At 62.7% G+C, this 16,507-nt stretch carries 17 protein-coding genes; 15 read left to right on the forward strand and 2 right to left on the reverse strand.

Annotation, left to right across the window (positions count from 1 at the left end):
- Window positions 1–192: 192 nt before the first annotated feature.
- The 15 genes from speD (at window position 193) to dinB (ending at window position 13,081) form a co-directional block, all read left to right on the forward strand.
- Window positions 193–606: an adenosylmethionine decarboxylase gene (gene speD / locus VGF98_15365; protein HEY1683025.1), complete on the forward strand. Its 414-nt coding sequence runs from the start codon at window positions 193–195 to the stop codon at window positions 604–606.
- Window positions 607–765: 159 nt separating this feature from the next.
- Window positions 766–1,482, forward strand: coding sequence for a hypothetical protein (locus VGF98_15370; protein HEY1683026.1), 717 nt, complete (start codon window positions 766–768; stop codon window positions 1,480–1,482).
- Between the two features lie 75 nt (window positions 1,483–1,557).
- Window positions 1,558–2,445 carry a hypothetical protein gene (locus tag VGF98_15375; protein ID HEY1683027.1) on the forward strand — a complete coding sequence of 296 codons (888 nt, stop codon included), beginning with the start codon at window positions 1,558–1,560 and terminating at the stop codon, window positions 2,443–2,445.
- Window positions 2,446–2,898 carry a PaaI family thioesterase gene (locus tag VGF98_15380; protein ID HEY1683028.1) on the forward strand — a complete coding sequence of 151 codons (453 nt, stop codon included), beginning with the start codon at window positions 2,446–2,448 and terminating at the stop codon, window positions 2,896–2,898.
- Entirely contained in the window at window positions 2,895–4,007 is a 1,113-nt protein-coding gene (gene gcvT, locus VGF98_15385) for a glycine cleavage system aminomethyltransferase GcvT (GenBank protein HEY1683029.1), read from the forward strand. The genes VGF98_15380 and gcvT overlap by 4 nt, the downstream gene beginning before the upstream one ends.
- A 14-nt stretch (window positions 4,008–4,021) precedes the next feature.
- Complete coding sequence (gene gcvH / locus VGF98_15390) at window positions 4,022–4,399, forward strand: glycine cleavage system protein GcvH (protein ID HEY1683030.1); 378 nt, start codon at window positions 4,022–4,024, stop codon at window positions 4,397–4,399.
- Window positions 4,399–5,760: an aminomethyl-transferring glycine dehydrogenase subunit GcvPA gene (gene gcvPA / locus VGF98_15395; GenBank protein ID HEY1683031.1), complete on the forward strand. Its 1,362-nt coding sequence runs from the start codon at window positions 4,399–4,401 to the stop codon at window positions 5,758–5,760. The genes gcvH and gcvPA overlap by 1 nt, the downstream gene beginning before the upstream one ends.
- Window positions 5,741–7,294: an aminomethyl-transferring glycine dehydrogenase subunit GcvPB gene (gene gcvPB / locus VGF98_15400; protein HEY1683032.1), complete on the forward strand. Its 1,554-nt coding sequence runs from the start codon at window positions 5,741–5,743 to the stop codon at window positions 7,292–7,294. The genes gcvPA and gcvPB overlap by 20 nt, the downstream gene beginning before the upstream one ends.
- 73 nt (window positions 7,295–7,367) lie before the next feature.
- Window positions 7,368–7,856 carry a cysteine dioxygenase family protein gene (locus VGF98_15405; GenBank protein HEY1683033.1) on the forward strand — a complete coding sequence of 163 codons (489 nt, stop codon included), beginning with the start codon at window positions 7,368–7,370 and terminating at the stop codon, window positions 7,854–7,856.
- Window positions 7,853–9,226, forward strand: a complete 1,374-nt coding sequence (locus VGF98_15410; protein ID HEY1683034.1) for an FAD/NAD(P)-binding protein — start codon at window positions 7,853–7,855, stop codon at window positions 9,224–9,226. The genes VGF98_15405 and VGF98_15410 overlap by 4 nt, the downstream gene beginning before the upstream one ends.
- Before the next feature lie 103 nt (window positions 9,227–9,329).
- A complete protein-coding gene (locus VGF98_15415; GenBank protein HEY1683035.1) occupies window positions 9,330–9,812 on the forward strand; it encodes an NUDIX hydrolase in 483 nt (160 codons plus the stop codon).
- Window positions 9,809–10,564, forward strand: a complete 756-nt coding sequence (locus VGF98_15420; protein HEY1683036.1) for a segregation/condensation protein A — start codon at window positions 9,809–9,811, stop codon at window positions 10,562–10,564. Before VGF98_15415 ends, VGF98_15420 begins: the two co-directional genes overlap by 4 nt.
- The gene (gene scpB, locus VGF98_15425) at window positions 10,561–11,145 is read left to right on the forward strand and encodes an SMC-Scp complex subunit ScpB (GenBank protein ID HEY1683037.1); all 585 of its coding nucleotides are present in this window, start codon (window positions 10,561–10,563) and stop codon (window positions 11,143–11,145) included. The genes VGF98_15420 and scpB overlap by 4 nt, the downstream gene beginning before the upstream one ends.
- An 18-nt stretch (window positions 11,146–11,163) precedes the next feature.
- Window positions 11,164–12,015: a deoxyribonuclease IV gene (locus VGF98_15430; protein ID HEY1683038.1), complete on the forward strand. Its 852-nt coding sequence runs from the start codon at window positions 11,164–11,166 to the stop codon at window positions 12,013–12,015.
- Window positions 11,936–13,081, forward strand: coding sequence for a DNA polymerase IV (dinB, locus tag VGF98_15435; GenBank protein HEY1683039.1), 1,146 nt, complete (start codon window positions 11,936–11,938; stop codon window positions 13,079–13,081). The genes VGF98_15430 and dinB overlap by 80 nt, the downstream gene beginning before the upstream one ends.
- Here the strand turns inward: dinB and VGF98_15440 are convergent.
- Window positions 13,076–15,187, reverse strand: coding sequence for a 3'-5' exonuclease (locus tag VGF98_15440; protein HEY1683040.1), 2,112 nt, complete (start codon window positions 15,185–15,187; stop codon window positions 13,076–13,078). The two genes, dinB and VGF98_15440, sit on opposite strands and share 6 nt — an antisense overlap.
- Window positions 15,184–16,494 (reverse strand): PD-(D/E)XK nuclease family protein, encoded by a 1,311-nt coding sequence (locus tag VGF98_15445; GenBank protein HEY1683041.1) that lies wholly within the window; start codon window positions 16,492–16,494, stop codon window positions 15,184–15,186. The genes VGF98_15440 and VGF98_15445 overlap by 4 nt, the downstream gene beginning before the upstream one ends.
- Window positions 16,495–16,507 lie beyond the last annotated feature (13 nt).

Consider the following 16,507-nt stretch of genomic DNA (forward strand, 5'->3'; position numbering starts at 1 on the left):
CGGACCCTGGGTGGGGTCCACGGTTCAAAGGGAAGGCGCGCCCTTACGCGCCATAGCGGCGAGTCGCCCGTGCACCGCTCAAAAGCGCCGGCAAGAGCTCGTCGAAAGGTCGGGGACGTGACCGCATAGCGGACGCCAGCCGACGAGTCCGGAGGTGGGATTCCCCCGAGGTCAAGGAGACCCTGGTACAAATTGAAGGCACTCGGTAGGCACATTGTGTGCGAGTTTTCGGGTTGCGACCCGCGCGTTCTGTCCGACATCGACGATATCGCTGCCATGATGGTTGCGGCGGCAAAGGCCGCTAACGCTACTATTATGGAGAGCGCCTTCCATCGTTTCGAGCCGCAAGGCGTTTCCGGAACGGTGATCCTGGCCGAATCACATCTATCGGTCCACACCTGGCCCGAGAAGGGCTATGCCGCGATGGATTTTTATACATGCGGCGATCATACCGACCCTTGGCTTGCTTGCGAACACGCAGCTCGAGTTCTCAGTGCGCGCAGCGTATTGACGACCGAGTTCAAGCGCGGGATCGAGAAGAGCGACGGAGAGTTCACCCACGTGGTCGGCCGCGATCACGATTTACGCGTCTTATCGGCGTCGTAAGTTAACCTTCGTTCGTATTTCTAAAAACAAATGGACTAGCGTCGCTTTATAGGCGACCGATAAGCATGCGCGCGATTGCGTCGGAAGGCATCGCGTGCGACCCGTCAAAGGTCGACGCACAACGGTTCCCCACACCATTCAGTGAGGTTAATTTTCCCGATGCGTATCACTACCATAGCCATTGGCGCTGCGATCGTTGCAGCCGCAGCGATGAGCGCTTGCGCAAGTCGCGGCGTCGTCCCATCGCAAAGTTTCGCTTCGAGCAACGGAACTACGGCGATGCTTGCCGCAAAAGCGACGCCGACGCCGACCGCTTGCGAAAAGACCAGTCCACCGATGTACTATTTCGCCGGCAACTGCGTCGCGTTCACGCTCAAGGAGACGGCGACTACGACGGTGTTCCTTGGCAAATACAAGCCGTACGACGGCATCAAGATTACGACCGTGTTTAGCAAGAATAGCGGCGGCCCAGCAGGCGGCATCAAAGCCGTTATGGGTGATGCGACCGGCAAGGGTGACATCACCGGCAAGGTCGGAGGCAAGGCCTTCAAGCTGTACGGCGACGGAAACGATTGCTTCTATAGAGGGAAATTAGGGCCGTGCCGGGGCAAGTCATTCCTCTACGCCGAGCTGATCAACAACAGCGGCTCCACGATTAAGCCGGTCGACACGCCGAAGTTCACTATCGTCGATACGAACGGGTTTCCCGGAAAGAAGTGCTTCCCCGCCGAGTACCAAAAAGGCGGTTGGGTGCCCGAAGACAATCTATTCGCAGCACCAAAAGGAAACACGTTGGAACTTCCGTCAGTGGCAAATGACGGGAGCCTCTACTACCTTCCGCATGCACAATTCATCGTCGCGGGCGTCTGCGAGTAACCAATAACTGTCGCGAGTCCGAGAACCCCGCCAAGTGGCGGGGTTCTTTTTTTCTGCGGCCAATCTGAGACGGGAATGCCCAAAACCGAACATTGGCAATGGTACGTCGAGCGTTTCGCGCCCGGCGAGGAGCACCATCACGCCGTCGAACGCTCGCTGTTCGAAGGCCATTCCGAGTTTCAGCAAGTGGCCGTCGTCGAATCCGCCGTTTTCGGCAAAATGTTGATTCTCGACGGAGATACGCAGAGTTCTCAGCGCGACGAGCGCATCTATCACGAAACGCTCGTTCATCCGGCGTTGGCCGCGTCGGGCGACGTGCGCGACGTGTTGATCCTGGGCGGCGGCGAAGGCGCGACCCTGCGCGAAGTATTGCGCGCACCCGGCGTACGCACGTGCACGATGGTCGACATCGATGGACTCGTGGTCGATCTTGCGAAACGGCTGTTGCCGGAATGGTCGGACGGCGCGTTCGACGATTCGCGCGCGCGCGTCATCGTCGGCGACGCGCTCGCGTATATGCGCGACGACTCGGCAGCCTATCAAACGATCGTTTCGGATCTCACCGAGCCGCTCGAGGACTCGCCCAGCAACATTCTTTTTAACGACGACGTTTTCGCCTTAATCAAGGCGCGCCTCGCGCCGGGCGGCGTCTACGTTCTGCAAGCCAGCACGGCCGCGGTGCATAACGCGTCGCTGCATTGCAAGATGGCGCGCACCTTGCGGCGCCATTACGCTCACGTTGCGTCGTTTTACACACACGTGCCCGCCTTCGATACGGATTGGGCGTTCTTGGCCTGTAGCGACCGCATCGACGTCGCCTCCCTAGAGGCGACCACTATCGAACGCTACTGCGCGTCGCTGCAAGGTGAAAGCTTCTTTTACGACGCCGAAACGCATCGGCGGCTCTTTTCGCTGCCGCTGTATTTACGTCGCGCACTGGCCGCGCCGGGAGACGTGTTTTAAATGGCCATCGACTTTAACCGGGCTCCGTTCGCATGGGAGAAAGAGCGCGGAAATTTCGTCGCGCTGCTCGATCTGAAGCTAGAAAAGGTGGAGCACGGACGTGCCGTGATGCGCATGCCGTTCCGGCCGGAAATCACCAACGGAAGCGGCGGCGTCCACGGCGGAGCGATCGTAAGCTTGTGCGATACCGTGTTTTACGTCGCGCTCGCATCGATCTTTGGGCGCGATCAAGATACGACGACGGTCTCTCTGCAGTGTAACTTTCTCGCGCCGGCGCGTCCGCCGCACGATTTGTTGGCCGAAGCCCGCGTGCTCAAGGCCGGGCGGCGCATCGTCTATGGCGAAGTCTACGTTCGCAGCGGCGAGAAAATCGTCGCGCACGCCACGCTCAATTTCTTGAATACGAACCCGCAAGAGAAGCCCCAACGACCGGTCGAGGAGGCCGCAAAATGACCAGCGACACTTCGTTGCGGCAAACCGCACTGCACGATCGCCATCTCGCCGGTGCGGCGCGGATGGTGCCGTACGCGGGGTTCTCGATGCCGGTGCAGTACGCCGGCATTTTGCAGGAGCACGCCGCCGTGCGCCATCGGGCCGGCTTATTCGATCTTTCGCACATGGGGCAATTCGAACTGACCGGTGATGCGGTCGCCGAATGGGCCGACGGCTTGTGCACCAACGCCGTCGCCACCATGAAACCGTGGCAAGCGCGCTACAACATCTTTTGTAACGAACGCGGCGGCGCGCACGACGACACGATTTTTTACCGGCTCGACGGCCGCTGGTTGTTGGTCGTCAACGGCGCTAACGTGGACAAGATGTGGGATCTGCTGAACGACGCGTTGCCGGCAAACGGCATCGAATTGCAAAGCTTTCACGGGAAGCGCGCGCTCATCGCGATTCAAGGGCCGAAGTCGGTCGAGATGCTGGCGAGTCACGTGCCGGTGGACATCGGTGCGCTCAAATACTACTTTTGCACCGAAACGACGGTCGACGGCGTGCCCGCTCTTCTCGCCCGCACCGGTTACACCGGCGAAGACGGTTTCGAACTGTTCGTCGACGGCGATGCGGCCTCCGGACTATGGAAAAACCTGCTGGATCGCCATTCCGGCGAGGGCCTCGAGGCGTGCGGTCTGGGCTCGCGCGACGTGCTGCGCTTGGAAGCCGGCATGCCGTTATACGGCCACGAGCTAACCGAAGAGATCACGCCGATTCAGGCCGGGCAAAGCTGGGCAGTTAAATTGAATAAGTCGTTCACGGGTCGCGACGCGCTCGAAGCGCAGGTCGCGGCCGGCGACTATTCGCGCATCGCGGGCTTGATCATGACCGGTCCCGTGCCGGCGCGCGAAGGTTACGCCGTGCAGCATGGTGGTCAAAACGCGGGCGACATTCGCAGCGGTTCGCGCGCTCCGTCGGTCGAAAACAAGAACGTTGCGACGGCGTTGCTCGATCCCGGCGCAGCCGCGCTCGGGACCGAACTCGAGGTCGAAATTCGCGGTAAGTCGCATCCGGCGACCGTCGTTCCGCTTCCATTTTACAAGCGCAGTCAGCCAAGCAAATAGGAGAACGTAGAAAAGTGGGCCGGCCAGAAGAGCTGTTGTACAGCAAAGAGCACGAGTGGGTGCGCGTCGAAGGCGACACGGCAACCATCGGCATTACCGATTACGCCGCGGATTCGATGGGAGACGTCGTCTACGTCGAGCTTCCGAAGGTCGGCGCGGGCGTCAAACAATTTGGAACCGCAGGCGTGGTGGAATCGGTCAAGGCCGTTTCGGACTTGTACGCTCCGGTCGCGGGAGAGGTCGTCGAGATCAACGATACGTTGGAAAACGATCCCGCCGCCGTCAACAAAGATCCGTTTGGAAGCGGCTGGCTTTTCAAAGTGAAGCTCGAAGGCGGAACGCCTCCCGAAGGTCTGCTCGATGCCGGCGAGTACGAGCGGCTTACGGCCTAGTGTACGCTCCACATACGGACGCCGACGTCGAGGCGATGCTCGCCGTCGTCGGTGTTGGTTCGCTCGAAGAGTTGATGCGCGTACCCGAAGCCATCGCGTTGCGCGATCCGCTCGATATCGTTCCGTCGCTGCCGGAATATCAGCTCGCCCGCCGTTTCGATCGCATCGCCGAGCGCAACGACGGCGTCGGCTTTCGCTCGTTTCTGGGCGGCGGCGCGTACCGTCATTACGCACCGCCTGCGATTTCCGCGCTGGTCATGCGCGGCGAGTTTCTTACGGCCTACACGCCCTATCAGGCGGAAGTGTCGCAAGGCTACTTGCAAGCGATCTACGAGTGGCAGAGCTACATCTGCTTGCTCACCGGGATGGACGTCTCGAACGCATCCGTATACGACGGGGCGACGGCGTTGGCCGAAAGCACGATCATGGCGATCAACGCGACCGGGCGGCGCAAAGTGCTCGTGTCGCGGGCCGTGCATCCAAATTATCGCGCGGTTCTACAAACGTATTGCGACGGTCTCGACGTCGAGGTCGATGAAGTCGGTTACGCCGCAGACGGGACGACCGATCTCGCCGCACTCGAAGCCGCCGTAGCGAGCAACCAATACGCGGCCATCGCGATCCAGTCCCCGAATTTCTTTGGTAGCGTCGACGCACTACCGAAAAAAACTGCCGATGCGGTGCGCGCATCCGAAACAGTCATCATCGCCGTGGTCGCCGAGGCATTGTCGCTGGCGGCACTCACGCCACCCTCGGAATGGGGCGCGAACATCGTCGCTGGCGAGGCACAAAGCTTCGGCGTGCCGGTTGCCTACGGCGGACCGTACGTCGGCTTTATCGCGGCCACCAAAGAACATTTACGCCGCATTCCCGGACGTTTGGCAGGCAAGAGCGTCGACGATTCGGGACGCACCGCCTACGTGTTGACGTTGCAGGCGCGCGAGCAGCATATCCGGCGCGAACGCGCCACCTCCAACATCTGCACTAACCAAGCACACTGCGCCCTCATCGCAACGATCTACCTCGCGTTGATGGGCCGGTCCGGATTGCGCGACGTCGCATCGCTCAACTGTAAGCGCTCGCGCGAAGCCGCGACCGCCCTGTCGAGCATCGACGGGATCGACTTGCGCTTCAACGCGCCGTTCTTCAACGAGTTCGTTGTCGATTTCCACCGGCCCGCGGCCGGCGTGCTCGACGCGTTAGCGCGTCGTGAGATCCTGGGCGGAATCGACTTGGGCCGGTATTATACAGAGTTGCGCACTTGCGCACTCGTCACAGCGACCGAACTCACCACCAGCGGCGACATCGCGGCGCTCGCAACCGCACTCGAGGAGGAAGCGCGTGGCCGCGCCGTCGTCTGACCGTACCGCAACCCCCGTCATTTTCGAACTCGGCAGCGAGGGGCGCGCCAACCGTTACGTCGAGCCGGGCGAACCGCTTGAAAGCTTTCTACCTTCGGAAGCACTTCGAGCCGATCTGCCGCTGCCGAATCACAGCGAACTGGACGTCGTGCGTCATTACACGCGTCTGTCGCAACGAACGTTTGGTATCGACTTAGGGTTTTATCCGCTGGGTTCGTGTACGATGAAGTACAACCCGCGGATCAACGACGCGATGGCCGCCAAGCCCGAGTTCGCGCAGCTACACCCGTACACGCCGGACGCGTACGCGCAAGGCGCCCTCGCGGTAATGTACGAGTTGGAACGCAATCTCAGCTCGCTGTTCGGGATGGCGGCGTTTTCGCTCAATCCGGCGGCCGGTGCACACGCCGAACTCACCGCGCTGTTGATCGCTAAGCGCTATTTTCGCGATCGTGGAGAAACCAAGCGCGATAAGGTGATCGTTCCGGACACCGCGCACGGAACCAATCCGGCGTCGGCCGCTATGTGCGGATTCCACGTGATTTCGTTGCCGAGCGACGAGCGCGGACGCGTCAGCGTCGAAGCGCTGTCGCAGGTTGTCGGCGACGACACGGCCGTGTGCATGATGACCAACCCTAATACGCTGGGTTTATTCGAAGAGAGTATCGCCGCCGTTGCCGCCGTCGTGCACGCCGCGGGCGGATTGATGTACTACGACGGCGCGAACGCGAACGCGTTGATGGGCAACGCGCGACCGGGCGACATGGGCTTCGACCTCATGCACCTCAACACGCACAAGACGTTTACGATCCCGCACGGCGGCGGCGGCGCGGGCCACGGCCCGATCGGCGTGGCCGCGCACCTGGTCGACTATTTGCCGACGCCGGTCGTGGTAGCCACCGAACGTGGCGGAGATGCATCCGGGGCGCCGAGTGACAGGCTGACGTTCCGTTTGGACTTCGACCGGCCGAAATCGATCGGTCCGGTGCGTTCGTTCTGGTCCAACTTCGCGCACGCCGTGCGCGCCCTGGCATATATCTACGCCAACGGGGCCGAGGGGCTGACGCGCGTTTCGCAACTGGCGGTGCTGAATGCTAATTATCTGCGCGTGAAGATCGCGGAGTTTCTCGAAACGCCCTACGCCGAGATTTGCCGCCATGAGTTCGTCGTTTCGGCCCAGAGTCTCAAACGAGAAACCGGCGTTCGTGCGCTCGACATCGCGAAGGCGCTGCTCGACCGCGGGTTCATGGCACCAACGATGTATTTTCCGCTGATCGTCCCCGAGTGCTTGATGATCGAACCGACCGAAACCGAGTCGAAAGAAACGCTCGACGAGTTCGTCGGCGCGCTACGAGAAATCGTGTCGCGGGCACATTCCGCTCCGGACGAATTGTTCGCCGCGCCGGTCACGACCGTCGTTGGACGGGTCGACGAAACGCTGGCAGCGCGTCGCCCGGACCTTCGTTGGGAAGCGCGGGCGCAACAGGAGAAGGACCCCTCGACTGTAAAAAAAGTGACTAAAGTTAATTTTTAGGAGAGAGCCGGTGTTTCGTTCATTCGTCGAGGACCTTCGCTCGCTTGACCCGCTGCGGCGAGGTCCCGAGCAAATGTCCCGCTTGCTTGCGGATGCCTCCAACGCAGGCGAGCATTTTGATCCCTACGTGAAAGCGTCGGAATCGTACACGCGGACGTGTTTATATGCCGACGACCGATTCGAGGTGCTGATCCTCGATTGGACGGCCGGCGCAAGCTCGTCGATCCACGACCACGGCGGCCAGCACTGTTGGTTCGTGGTGCTCGAAGGCAACCTGATCGTTCAGAATTACGACCGCGTCGACGATTGCAGTACGACCGGCCGCGCGGTGCTGGAATGGCGCTCGTGGGAAAATCTCGAGTCCGGAGCGCTGGACGTTCGATCCGGCCCCTACGACATTCACCGCGTCGCGAGCGACGGCAGACGCGCACTATCGTTGCACGTGTATGCGAAGCCACTGAGCGAATTCTTGGTGTACGAACCAACATTGGCGCGCTGTCAAACCGCGTACGGCAACTACGACCGCATCATACGCCCCGTGGAGCTCGGGATATCTTCGTGAGCGACTGTGAGGTAGCGATCGTAGGCGGCGGCTTCAGCGGTATCACCGTCGCGGCGCAGCTCGCTCGCCTCGCTCCCGAGGGTCTTTCGGTACGTCTTTTTGAGGACGGCGCGCTGGCCCGCGGCGCGGCCTACGGAACCCGGCATGGCGAACATCTGCTCAATACGCGCGCCTCGGCTATGACGGCGCTGGTCGACGAGCCCGACCATTTCGTCCGCTGGTTGGACGGGTCGGCGCAGCCGCACGAGTTCGTATCTCGTCGCACCTACGGTGACTATCTCGAATCGATCGCAACCGACACGTTTGCGCATCCGGGATTCAAGCGCGTCGAGGACCGTGTCGAATCGGTCGAACGGCTTCCGCAAGGCGGTTTTTCGATCACCGACTCGCAAGGCCGTTCGACTCGAAGCACCTACACCGTGCTGGCCGTCGGGCACGCATCTCCGGCGACCGGCTTTCTGCCGGCCGCGATGATTGCGTCGGATCGCTTCGTCTCCGACCCGTGGCGGTTCGACTACTCGGCAGTCGAAGGCGACGTTCTGGTGATCGGGTCGGGCTTGACAGCGCTGGACGCCGTTTCCGCGCTGCGCACCGGCGGGCATCGAGGCCGCATCGACGTGGTTTCCCGGCATGGCCGCTTCCCGCAAACGCACACGGAATTCCCGGCCCCCTACGACGCCGCTCCGCTGCTCGACGCGAGCGACGCGCGGCGTCTGCTACGCAGTTTCCGCCAGTGCCTGGTAGCGGCGGCGAATCGCGGCTACGACTGGCGATGCGTGGTCGACGCCCTACGCCCGCACAGCGAATCGCTGTGGCGCCGCTTGCCGGAGGCCGAACGTCTGCGCTTCGACCGTCATCTGCGTGCCCGTTGGGAACTGCGCAGGCACCGCGCGCCGCAACCGGTGGCCGAAGCGCTCGAGGTCTATCGCGATTCTGGCCGGCTCGGCGTGTATGCCGGCAGCGTTCATAGCTATCGGGATTCGCGCGTGGAAATCGCTCTCTCGAACGGATCGACCGTAACGCTAGAACCGCGCTGGATCGTCAACTGCACGGGTCCCGCCCGCGGCATGGCCGCGTTCGACCGCGCGCCGTTGGCCGAACTGCGCCGCGTCGGCGCGCTATCGCCGGCGGCGTCGGGCCGCGGCGTCAGGGTCGATGGCTCGATGCACCCGATCGGACGCGATGGAACGGCCGTTCCCGGCCTGTTCGCTGTCGGGCCCCTGGCCGGGGGCAGCTTCTTCGAGTCGACCGCCGTTCCAGAGCTTCGCGTCCAGGCGCGAGCGGCGGCCGCGGCGATCGTTAAGGAGCGGGCAGCCGGGGCCACGGTCGGCTACTTGTCGATGACGATGCCGACTCGCGACCTCACCTGATCTCGAGCGCCTTCCCGGATTGCTGAAGGCCCGCGAGGACGTGCAAAAAGAGCAGAATTTCCGGCAGGCGCTTTGACCTTGGGGCGCTATAATTGGCGGGACGATGCGCATCAAGCACGAGGTGTCGGCCGGTGGTTTGGTTCTACGCCCGAGCGATCGGGGGTATGATGCGCTGCTTATCGGCCGCGGAAACCCGCCTCGAATCTGGACGTTGCCCAAGGGGCACGTCGAGGCTCGAGAATCGCGTCAGCAGACCGCGTTGCGCGAAGTGCGCGAAGAAACCGGTTGCTGGGGCGAAATCGTCACGAGCCTTAGTGACATCTCGTATTGGTTTTACGTCGGCGCGACCAAGCACCGCAAGTCGGTGACGTTCTTTTTGATGCGCTATTTGTCGGGCGACCCGTCGAATCACGATCATGAGGTCGACGAAGCGCGCTGGTTCGACATGGCGCAAGCGCGCAAGACGCTCAAGTACGTTAACGAGAAGCGTTTGGTCGACATGGCCTCGGAGTTTTTGGTCGCTAACCCGGGCGCGTTCGAGGATGCCGTCGCGGTACCGGATCTCGGCCAACGACGACTGTCTTGACCGCCGGGTCGCTTCAAACCGTCGAAACGCCCGAACGGCCGGCGTGCCGGGTAAGCGTCGACGTTTTCGACGGGCCGCTCGACTTATTATTGGGGTTGATCAAAGAACAGCGCTTAGACGTTGCGACCGTTCCATTGGCTGCCGTGGCCGCACAGTATCTCGCGTACGTGCGCGCGATGCAAGCCCTCGACGTCGAGTTGGCCGCCGATTATCTGGTGATTGCGGCGACGCTGGTGTTTTTGAAGTCGCGGGCGTTGTTGCCGGCGATTCCACTGGAACTGGAAGACGAAACCGAAACGCCCGAGGCGGTCGAGGAACGATTGCGGCGGCGTTTGATCGCGTATTCGCAATATCGCGATCTCGGCATGCAGTTGCGCGACCGTCAAGCCGAGGCTGCCGGATATTTTTATCGCGATGCCGGCGACCCGGCCGGTACCTTGGTGCAACGTTACGCGGTCGATCCGGAACGTCTGCGTCGCGCGTTCATTGCGATGCTCACGCAAGCCAGGCCTGAAAAGCGTTCGATCGCCCGCGAGCGCATTTCGCTGTTGGCGTCGATGGATTACGTTTCGCGCCGGCTCAAAGAATTAGGCGAGGCAACGTTCGGAGACTTGTGCCGCGAACTCGGTATGACGCGTGAGATCGTCGTGGTGACGTTCTTGGCAATGCTCGAATTGGTTCGGCGCCACCGCATCGGCTTCGCGCAGGAACAACCATTCGCGGACATTCTCCTCTGCTGGGGTGCGGCGTGACGGTTGCCGAGAATGAAGCCGAAGCCGTCGCGATCGAAGAGGCGGTTGCCCGGCTCATCCTTCCGGTCGAAGCGTTGTTATTCGTTGCGGCCGAACCGCTGTCGATCAAGCGTTTGGCCAAACTCACCGGCGCCGGCGAAGTCGAACTGGCTGCGACGCTAGCGCGCCTTTCCGCCGACTACGCCGAACGCGGACTGGTCGTACGCGAAGTTGCCGGCGGCTATCGCTTCGCATCGTCGCCGCTGGCTCGCGATGTGGTCGAATCGTATTTGCTGCCGCCCAGAACCACCTTATCGACGCCGGCCCTCGAGGCGTTGGCGATCGTCGCGCACATGCAGCCGGTCACGCGCGCCGAAATCGAATCGATTCGCGGCGTCAACTCCGATAGCGTCGTGAATACGTTGCTCGATCGCACGTTCATCGCTGAAGCCGGCCGCAAAGACGTGGTCGGGCGCCCGATGCAATACACCACGACGCCGTTTTTCTTAGAATCGTTCGGGTTGAGTTCGTTGGACGAACTGCCGGAGCTCGAGCTTGAATCCGGTCAAGCCCTCGAGCTCGGCCTCTCACAACCCAACTAACACGCCATGCGAATTGGTATGCACGTTCGCACCGGGGGCGGCTATGCGGCCGCCGTGCAGCACGCTGCAGCGGCCGGTTGTACCGCGCTGCAAGTGTTCTCGTCGAATCCACGCAGCTATCGCGTCGCGCCGCCCGACGAAGTCGCGCTCGGCGAGTTTGCGCGCCTGCGACGCGAAGCCAACCTCGATCCGTGCGCGATTCACACCGCGTACCTGGTGAATTTGGCGAGCGACGATCCAAAGATTTTCGCCGGATCGGAGCGTCTGCTGCGCGCCGATCTCGACGTCGCGCGTATCGGCGGGATGCGCTTCGTCAACACGCACTTGGGTTCGTACGGCGAGCGCGATCGCGAGGACGGATTCCGTGCGATCTGCGCGGCGCTGGAACGCGCGTTGTCGGACATCGCGCCCGAGGTGTTTTTGGTTCTCGAAAACTCCGCCGGCGCCGGCAACTTAGCCGGCGGCACGCTCGAAGAACTCGGGCGCATCGTGCGGACCGTCGGGCATCCGCAGTTGGGCGTGTGCCTCGATACCGCGCACGCGTGGGCGGCCGGGTATCGTATCGACTCCGCCGAGGAAGTCGACCGCTTCGTCGAGATCGCCGAAACCGAAATCGGGGTCGCCCGCATCTTGATGTTCCATTTTAACGACACGCAAGTGGAGTTGGGCGCGGCGCGCGACCGCCATTGGCACATCGGCGACGGCAAGATCGGTTTGGACGGCTTTCGCGCTCTGATCGCGCACCCGGAACTGCGCGAGAAGACCGCCATTTTGGAAACGCCCGGCAGCGATGACGACGACGTTCGCAACGTGCAAACCGTCTTGGCGCTCGAGCGCGGCGCAAATCGCGCCCGCGCTTCCGATGGCTAACGGCGGCTTCGTTCGCGCGATCGCGCATTTCGATATCGACGCATTCTATGCCAGCGTCGCGGTTCGTGACGACCCTCGGTTGCGCGGATTGCCGGTGGCCATCGCGGGCTCCAGTCGCCGCGCGGTCGTGTTAACCGCATCCTACGAAGCACGGCCGTTCGGCGTGCGTTCGGCCATGCCGTTGTACCGGGCGAAAGAAGCGTGTCCGCAGTTGGTCGTTGTGCCGCCCGACATGCAAAAATATCGAGCCGTATCGCGCGAGGTGTTCGCGATTTTCAACGCACGTTCGAACGCCGTCGAAGGTCTGTCGCTCGACGAAGCGTTCGTCGATCCGGGCGACGTCTCGTTCGATCGGGCGGTCGAGTTCGCCGGCGAACTTCGTCGCGACGTTCTGGCCGCGACGGGTTTGACGATTAGTGCGGGCATTGCGACCGGCAAACTGGTTGCGAAGATTGCATCGGATTGCTGTAAGCCCGACGGTTTGCTGGCGATCGCACCCGGCACCGAAACCGAATTCCTCGCGCCGATGGCGGTTGGCAAGTTGTGGGGGATCGGCCCCAAAACCGAGAGCCGTTTGAACGCGCTCGGCATCGCGACCATCGGCGATTTAGCGCGTGCCGAAGGGCTCGAGAGGGTCTTCGGCTCGTCGGCCGCGCGAATGCGCGACCTGGCCGTGGGAATCGACGCGCGACGGCTCGAGACGGGACGCGAAACGAAGTCGATCTCAACCGAGGAAACGTTCGAATACGACGTGCGCGACGAACGCGAGCTGGTGTCGATGTTACGCGTACAAGCGACCGAGCTGGCGCAAAAACTTGCAGAAGAACATGCGATCGCGCGTACCGTCGGAATCAAAATTCGTCGCGGCGACTTCAGCACCATCGGCCGTCAGACGCACTTGGCCGAGCCGACTCGTTCGGCGCGGCGAATCTTCGATGCGGCGGTCGTCTGCCTCAAGCGGGCAGAGTTGCGCGGCGCTCCGGTGCGATTGCTGGGCACGCGCGTGGCCTCGATCGAAAGCGGCGGTGCGGTACAGATCGGGCTGTTCTCGCGCCCTGCGTCATGATGCTTCGCGGGCGCCCGCACCCGTCTGATTCCAGGCGCGTAACTCTTCGAACATCTCGGGCGCCGTCACGCCTCGAGTGGCCCGCTCCGACGCCGTAACGACCACGCTGCAACGCGCGCGAGCCACCGCATAGACGAACGCATCCCGTTCGCGTGTGTAATATTTTTCGGCCGCTTTCGTCGCCGTAACGTAGTAGCTAAACTTCGCGGTGCGCGAGACGCGCGCCTCGCCGACGTTCTCGCGCGGCACGACGCCGAGGCGCGGGCTCATCAGAAAATTGTCGGGCGCGTACCAAAGCGGAAACGAGCCCGGGCGAACGCCGGCGACGACCACGTGGTCGAACTCGCGGCCACGCACTGCATCGATCGATGCGAGGCTGACGCGACCGCCGGCGTCGGAATCTTCGCACGCTTCCAAGTCGCTCGTCGCGCGCGCCCGCGCGAATTCGAGCACATCGGACAGGGTAGTGCTGGGCGATTCTCGTTCGAACGCCCGCAAACGCTGCAGCAAGCGGTGCAGCACGAGTTGTTGCGCCGTAGCGCGTGCGGATCCGGGTTCGCCTTCGCGCGCCAGGCCTTGACTCCAAACCGTTCGAGCCAGTTCTTCGATACCGGCTCGCCCGAGAAGCGACGTCCAGTTCGCGCGCAGTTCGCGAAAACGCAGCAGCGTCGCTCGAGCATCATCCGGTAGATCCGCGTCTCGCTCGCCGCGCAGAACGTTCCAACCGAGTCGCAGATCGCGTTTGGCATCCCACCGGCTAGCTCGTTCGGTCGGTGCCGGCTCGTTGTCGAGGACAAACAGCGGCGTTTGCGGATCGGACGGCTCGGCGCATAACATTGCGAGCGAAGCATCCGACAGCCCGAGCGCCTGATTGGATAGCGTACGCAGCAGCCAGTCGTGCTTAAACGGATCGTAGGCGTTCCACAACAGCGCGGTCGCGTCGAGAGCGCGCCGGTCGGCAAAGGTATTGACGTCGCCGAGTGTGGCCACCGGAACGTCGCGGTCGAGCAACGCGGACTCGTACCGCTCCACGTGGCGGACCGAGCGGAACAGCACCGCAATTCGCTCGGGCGGCGTGCCGGCGTCGATCCATTCGCGCACGCAACGCGCGATGAAATCGGCTTCCTCGTGCGCGGTTTTAGGGCGAAAAAAGCGCAACTGCGTTCCATCGTTAGCGAACGGCATCGCCGCGCGCCGGACAATCGCCGCGCGCGCCGCAAGCAATACCGGCGGGGAGCGAAACTGCTCGGTCAACTCGATACGCTCGGCGCCTTCGATCGCCGTCACGTTTCGGCCGGCCAGTGTCACGCCCGCGAGACTGTCGCCGAAGACTAGCCGCAACAGTGTCAGCTCGGCGTTCGTCATGCCGTCGGCATCGTCGACCAACACGAAACGAGGATGCGACCCGATCGAGGCGTTGCCCGGATCGGCGCGCAATGCCGCGATCGCCATGCTCACCGCGTCGCGAGCGGTCATGCATCCGGACGCCGCGACGTCGACGACGTATCTGCGATACAGCGCCGCAAGAATTTTTGTGAGGTCGACTTCGCGCCGGTACTGTCGCTGCAGCTCGGTGGCATCGACTGCGAGCGAGTCGTGATAGTCGCGCTTGAGCGCCGACAACAGGCGCGGATCGACGAAATTCGGTGGGCGTCCATAAAATTCGGTCGCTCCCGCCAGCGCGCGTCGCTGGAAGGCGTCGGGATCGAGATCCTGTTCGAGCAATCGGCGAATCAACCGGAATGCGGAGTTAAGGAAACGCGCGGGCGAGCGCAAGCCAGGCACTTCCGGATCGAGTTGCTCGGCCGAAAAGGCGCTCCAATCGAGCGCGAAGAGCGGCTCGCACGCACGTGCGAACGCGCTCTCGGCTTCGACATCGTCGACGATCCGCACGCCGTGAGGTAACCACAGGCGACCCAAGCGTGCGAAGTCGTCCCGATCGCGCAAGCGTAGCACGTCCCCACTCGGACACGACTCCGCAAGCCGCTTCAAACGCGCGTCGAGCGCGACGGTTTTGCCGGTGCCGGCATCGCCGCTCGCGACGACGCACGCGTCCGACGGCGCATCGACGATACGCAGTTGCTGCGAGTCGAGGGTGATGCTCATTGTCCGAAACGCGACGGTTCGGGTGGCGGCCGGTACGCGCAGGCCGTTGCGTACGCGCAGTACGTGCACGCGTACGGGTCGGTCGTTTCGTCGAAGCGTTCGATGCCATCGCTTGCGAGACGCTCGCTCAAGTCGATCATATGCGTTCGAGCGCGCTCGAGTTCGAGCGTCCCGATCGTGCCGCGCGCCGATTTCGAACGGTCGTCGGGCGGTTCGCCCGGGACGACCTCGAGCACGATCGGTCGAACGTCGAGCGTCGCGTCTTTGAGCGGCAGCAGCGCCAGCCGCGTGACGCGGTCGCCGGCTTCGGTTCTGGCCCAATAGTAGAACGGCAGCTGAAAATCGTGCAGCTTTCGCACTTTTTCTCGATACTCTGCGGCCGACGTCGCGATGCTGCCGGTCTTATAATCGACCACTCCGACGCCGCCGGTGCGAAGATCGCGATCGAGCCGGTCGATAAAGCCGACGAACTCGCGACCGCCGAGTTCGACGTTGGCCGGAACTTCGCGACCGATCACTTCGAACGGCGCCGTCTGCTGTTGTACCAGTAGCCAGTCGACGTAGCGTTGCGCGGTTCTAAACGCGCGGCGCGATTGCAGCTCGAACTCGACCGCCGTTTCGAATCCGTCGCGGTTGCGTTCGAATGCCCAGCGTACGCATTGCTCGATGCGGTCGCGCATATACGCCTCTTCGGTCGCTGCCGGGCGCGGAAATTCACCGTGGAAGTCCTCGAGCGCGAGGTGAAATGCGGTGCCATAAGCGGCCGCCGACGACTGCGGATCTTCGATCGCCGCACACGAGTAGCGGTAAAACCACTTGCGCGCGCACTCGACGTATGCGTTCAGTGACGACGCGCTGAAATGCCGGCGGCGCGGAACGACGCCGCGACTTGGTTCGGCGGTGCCGGTCTCGCACAGCGCGAACGCGGCGGCATCGTCCGTACCGGAGCTCGCGTCGAGCGCGTCGTCGTCCGGCAGCGCGAACGCCGTTAGAACCGCATCGCGCAATTCGCCGCCGGATGCCCCCAGATCGACGCGTCGTCGAAGCGCGCGCAATCGCGCGCAAAAGTTGGATACCGTCTCGCGTTCGGATGGGCTCAAACCTAAGCGCGAATGCTCGGCCGCCTCGAACGGATCGTCGGTGCGCGCGGCGGCGGTTGCCACGGCTGCGGCCGTATCGTTCGGAATTTGCGAACACGGCGAGCGCAACAGCCCAAGAAATTGCGAGCGGTCTTGGCTGGCGCACCAAGCGACGGTTCCGTCGACGAACGAGCGAACGTACCGAGAATGGAAATCCACTAGCGACACAATTACGGATTTT

This window comes from Candidatus Tumulicola sp. (genome assembly GCA_036490475.1).
Classification (GTDB): domain Bacteria; phylum Vulcanimicrobiota; class Vulcanimicrobiia; order Vulcanimicrobiales; family Vulcanimicrobiaceae; genus Tumulicola.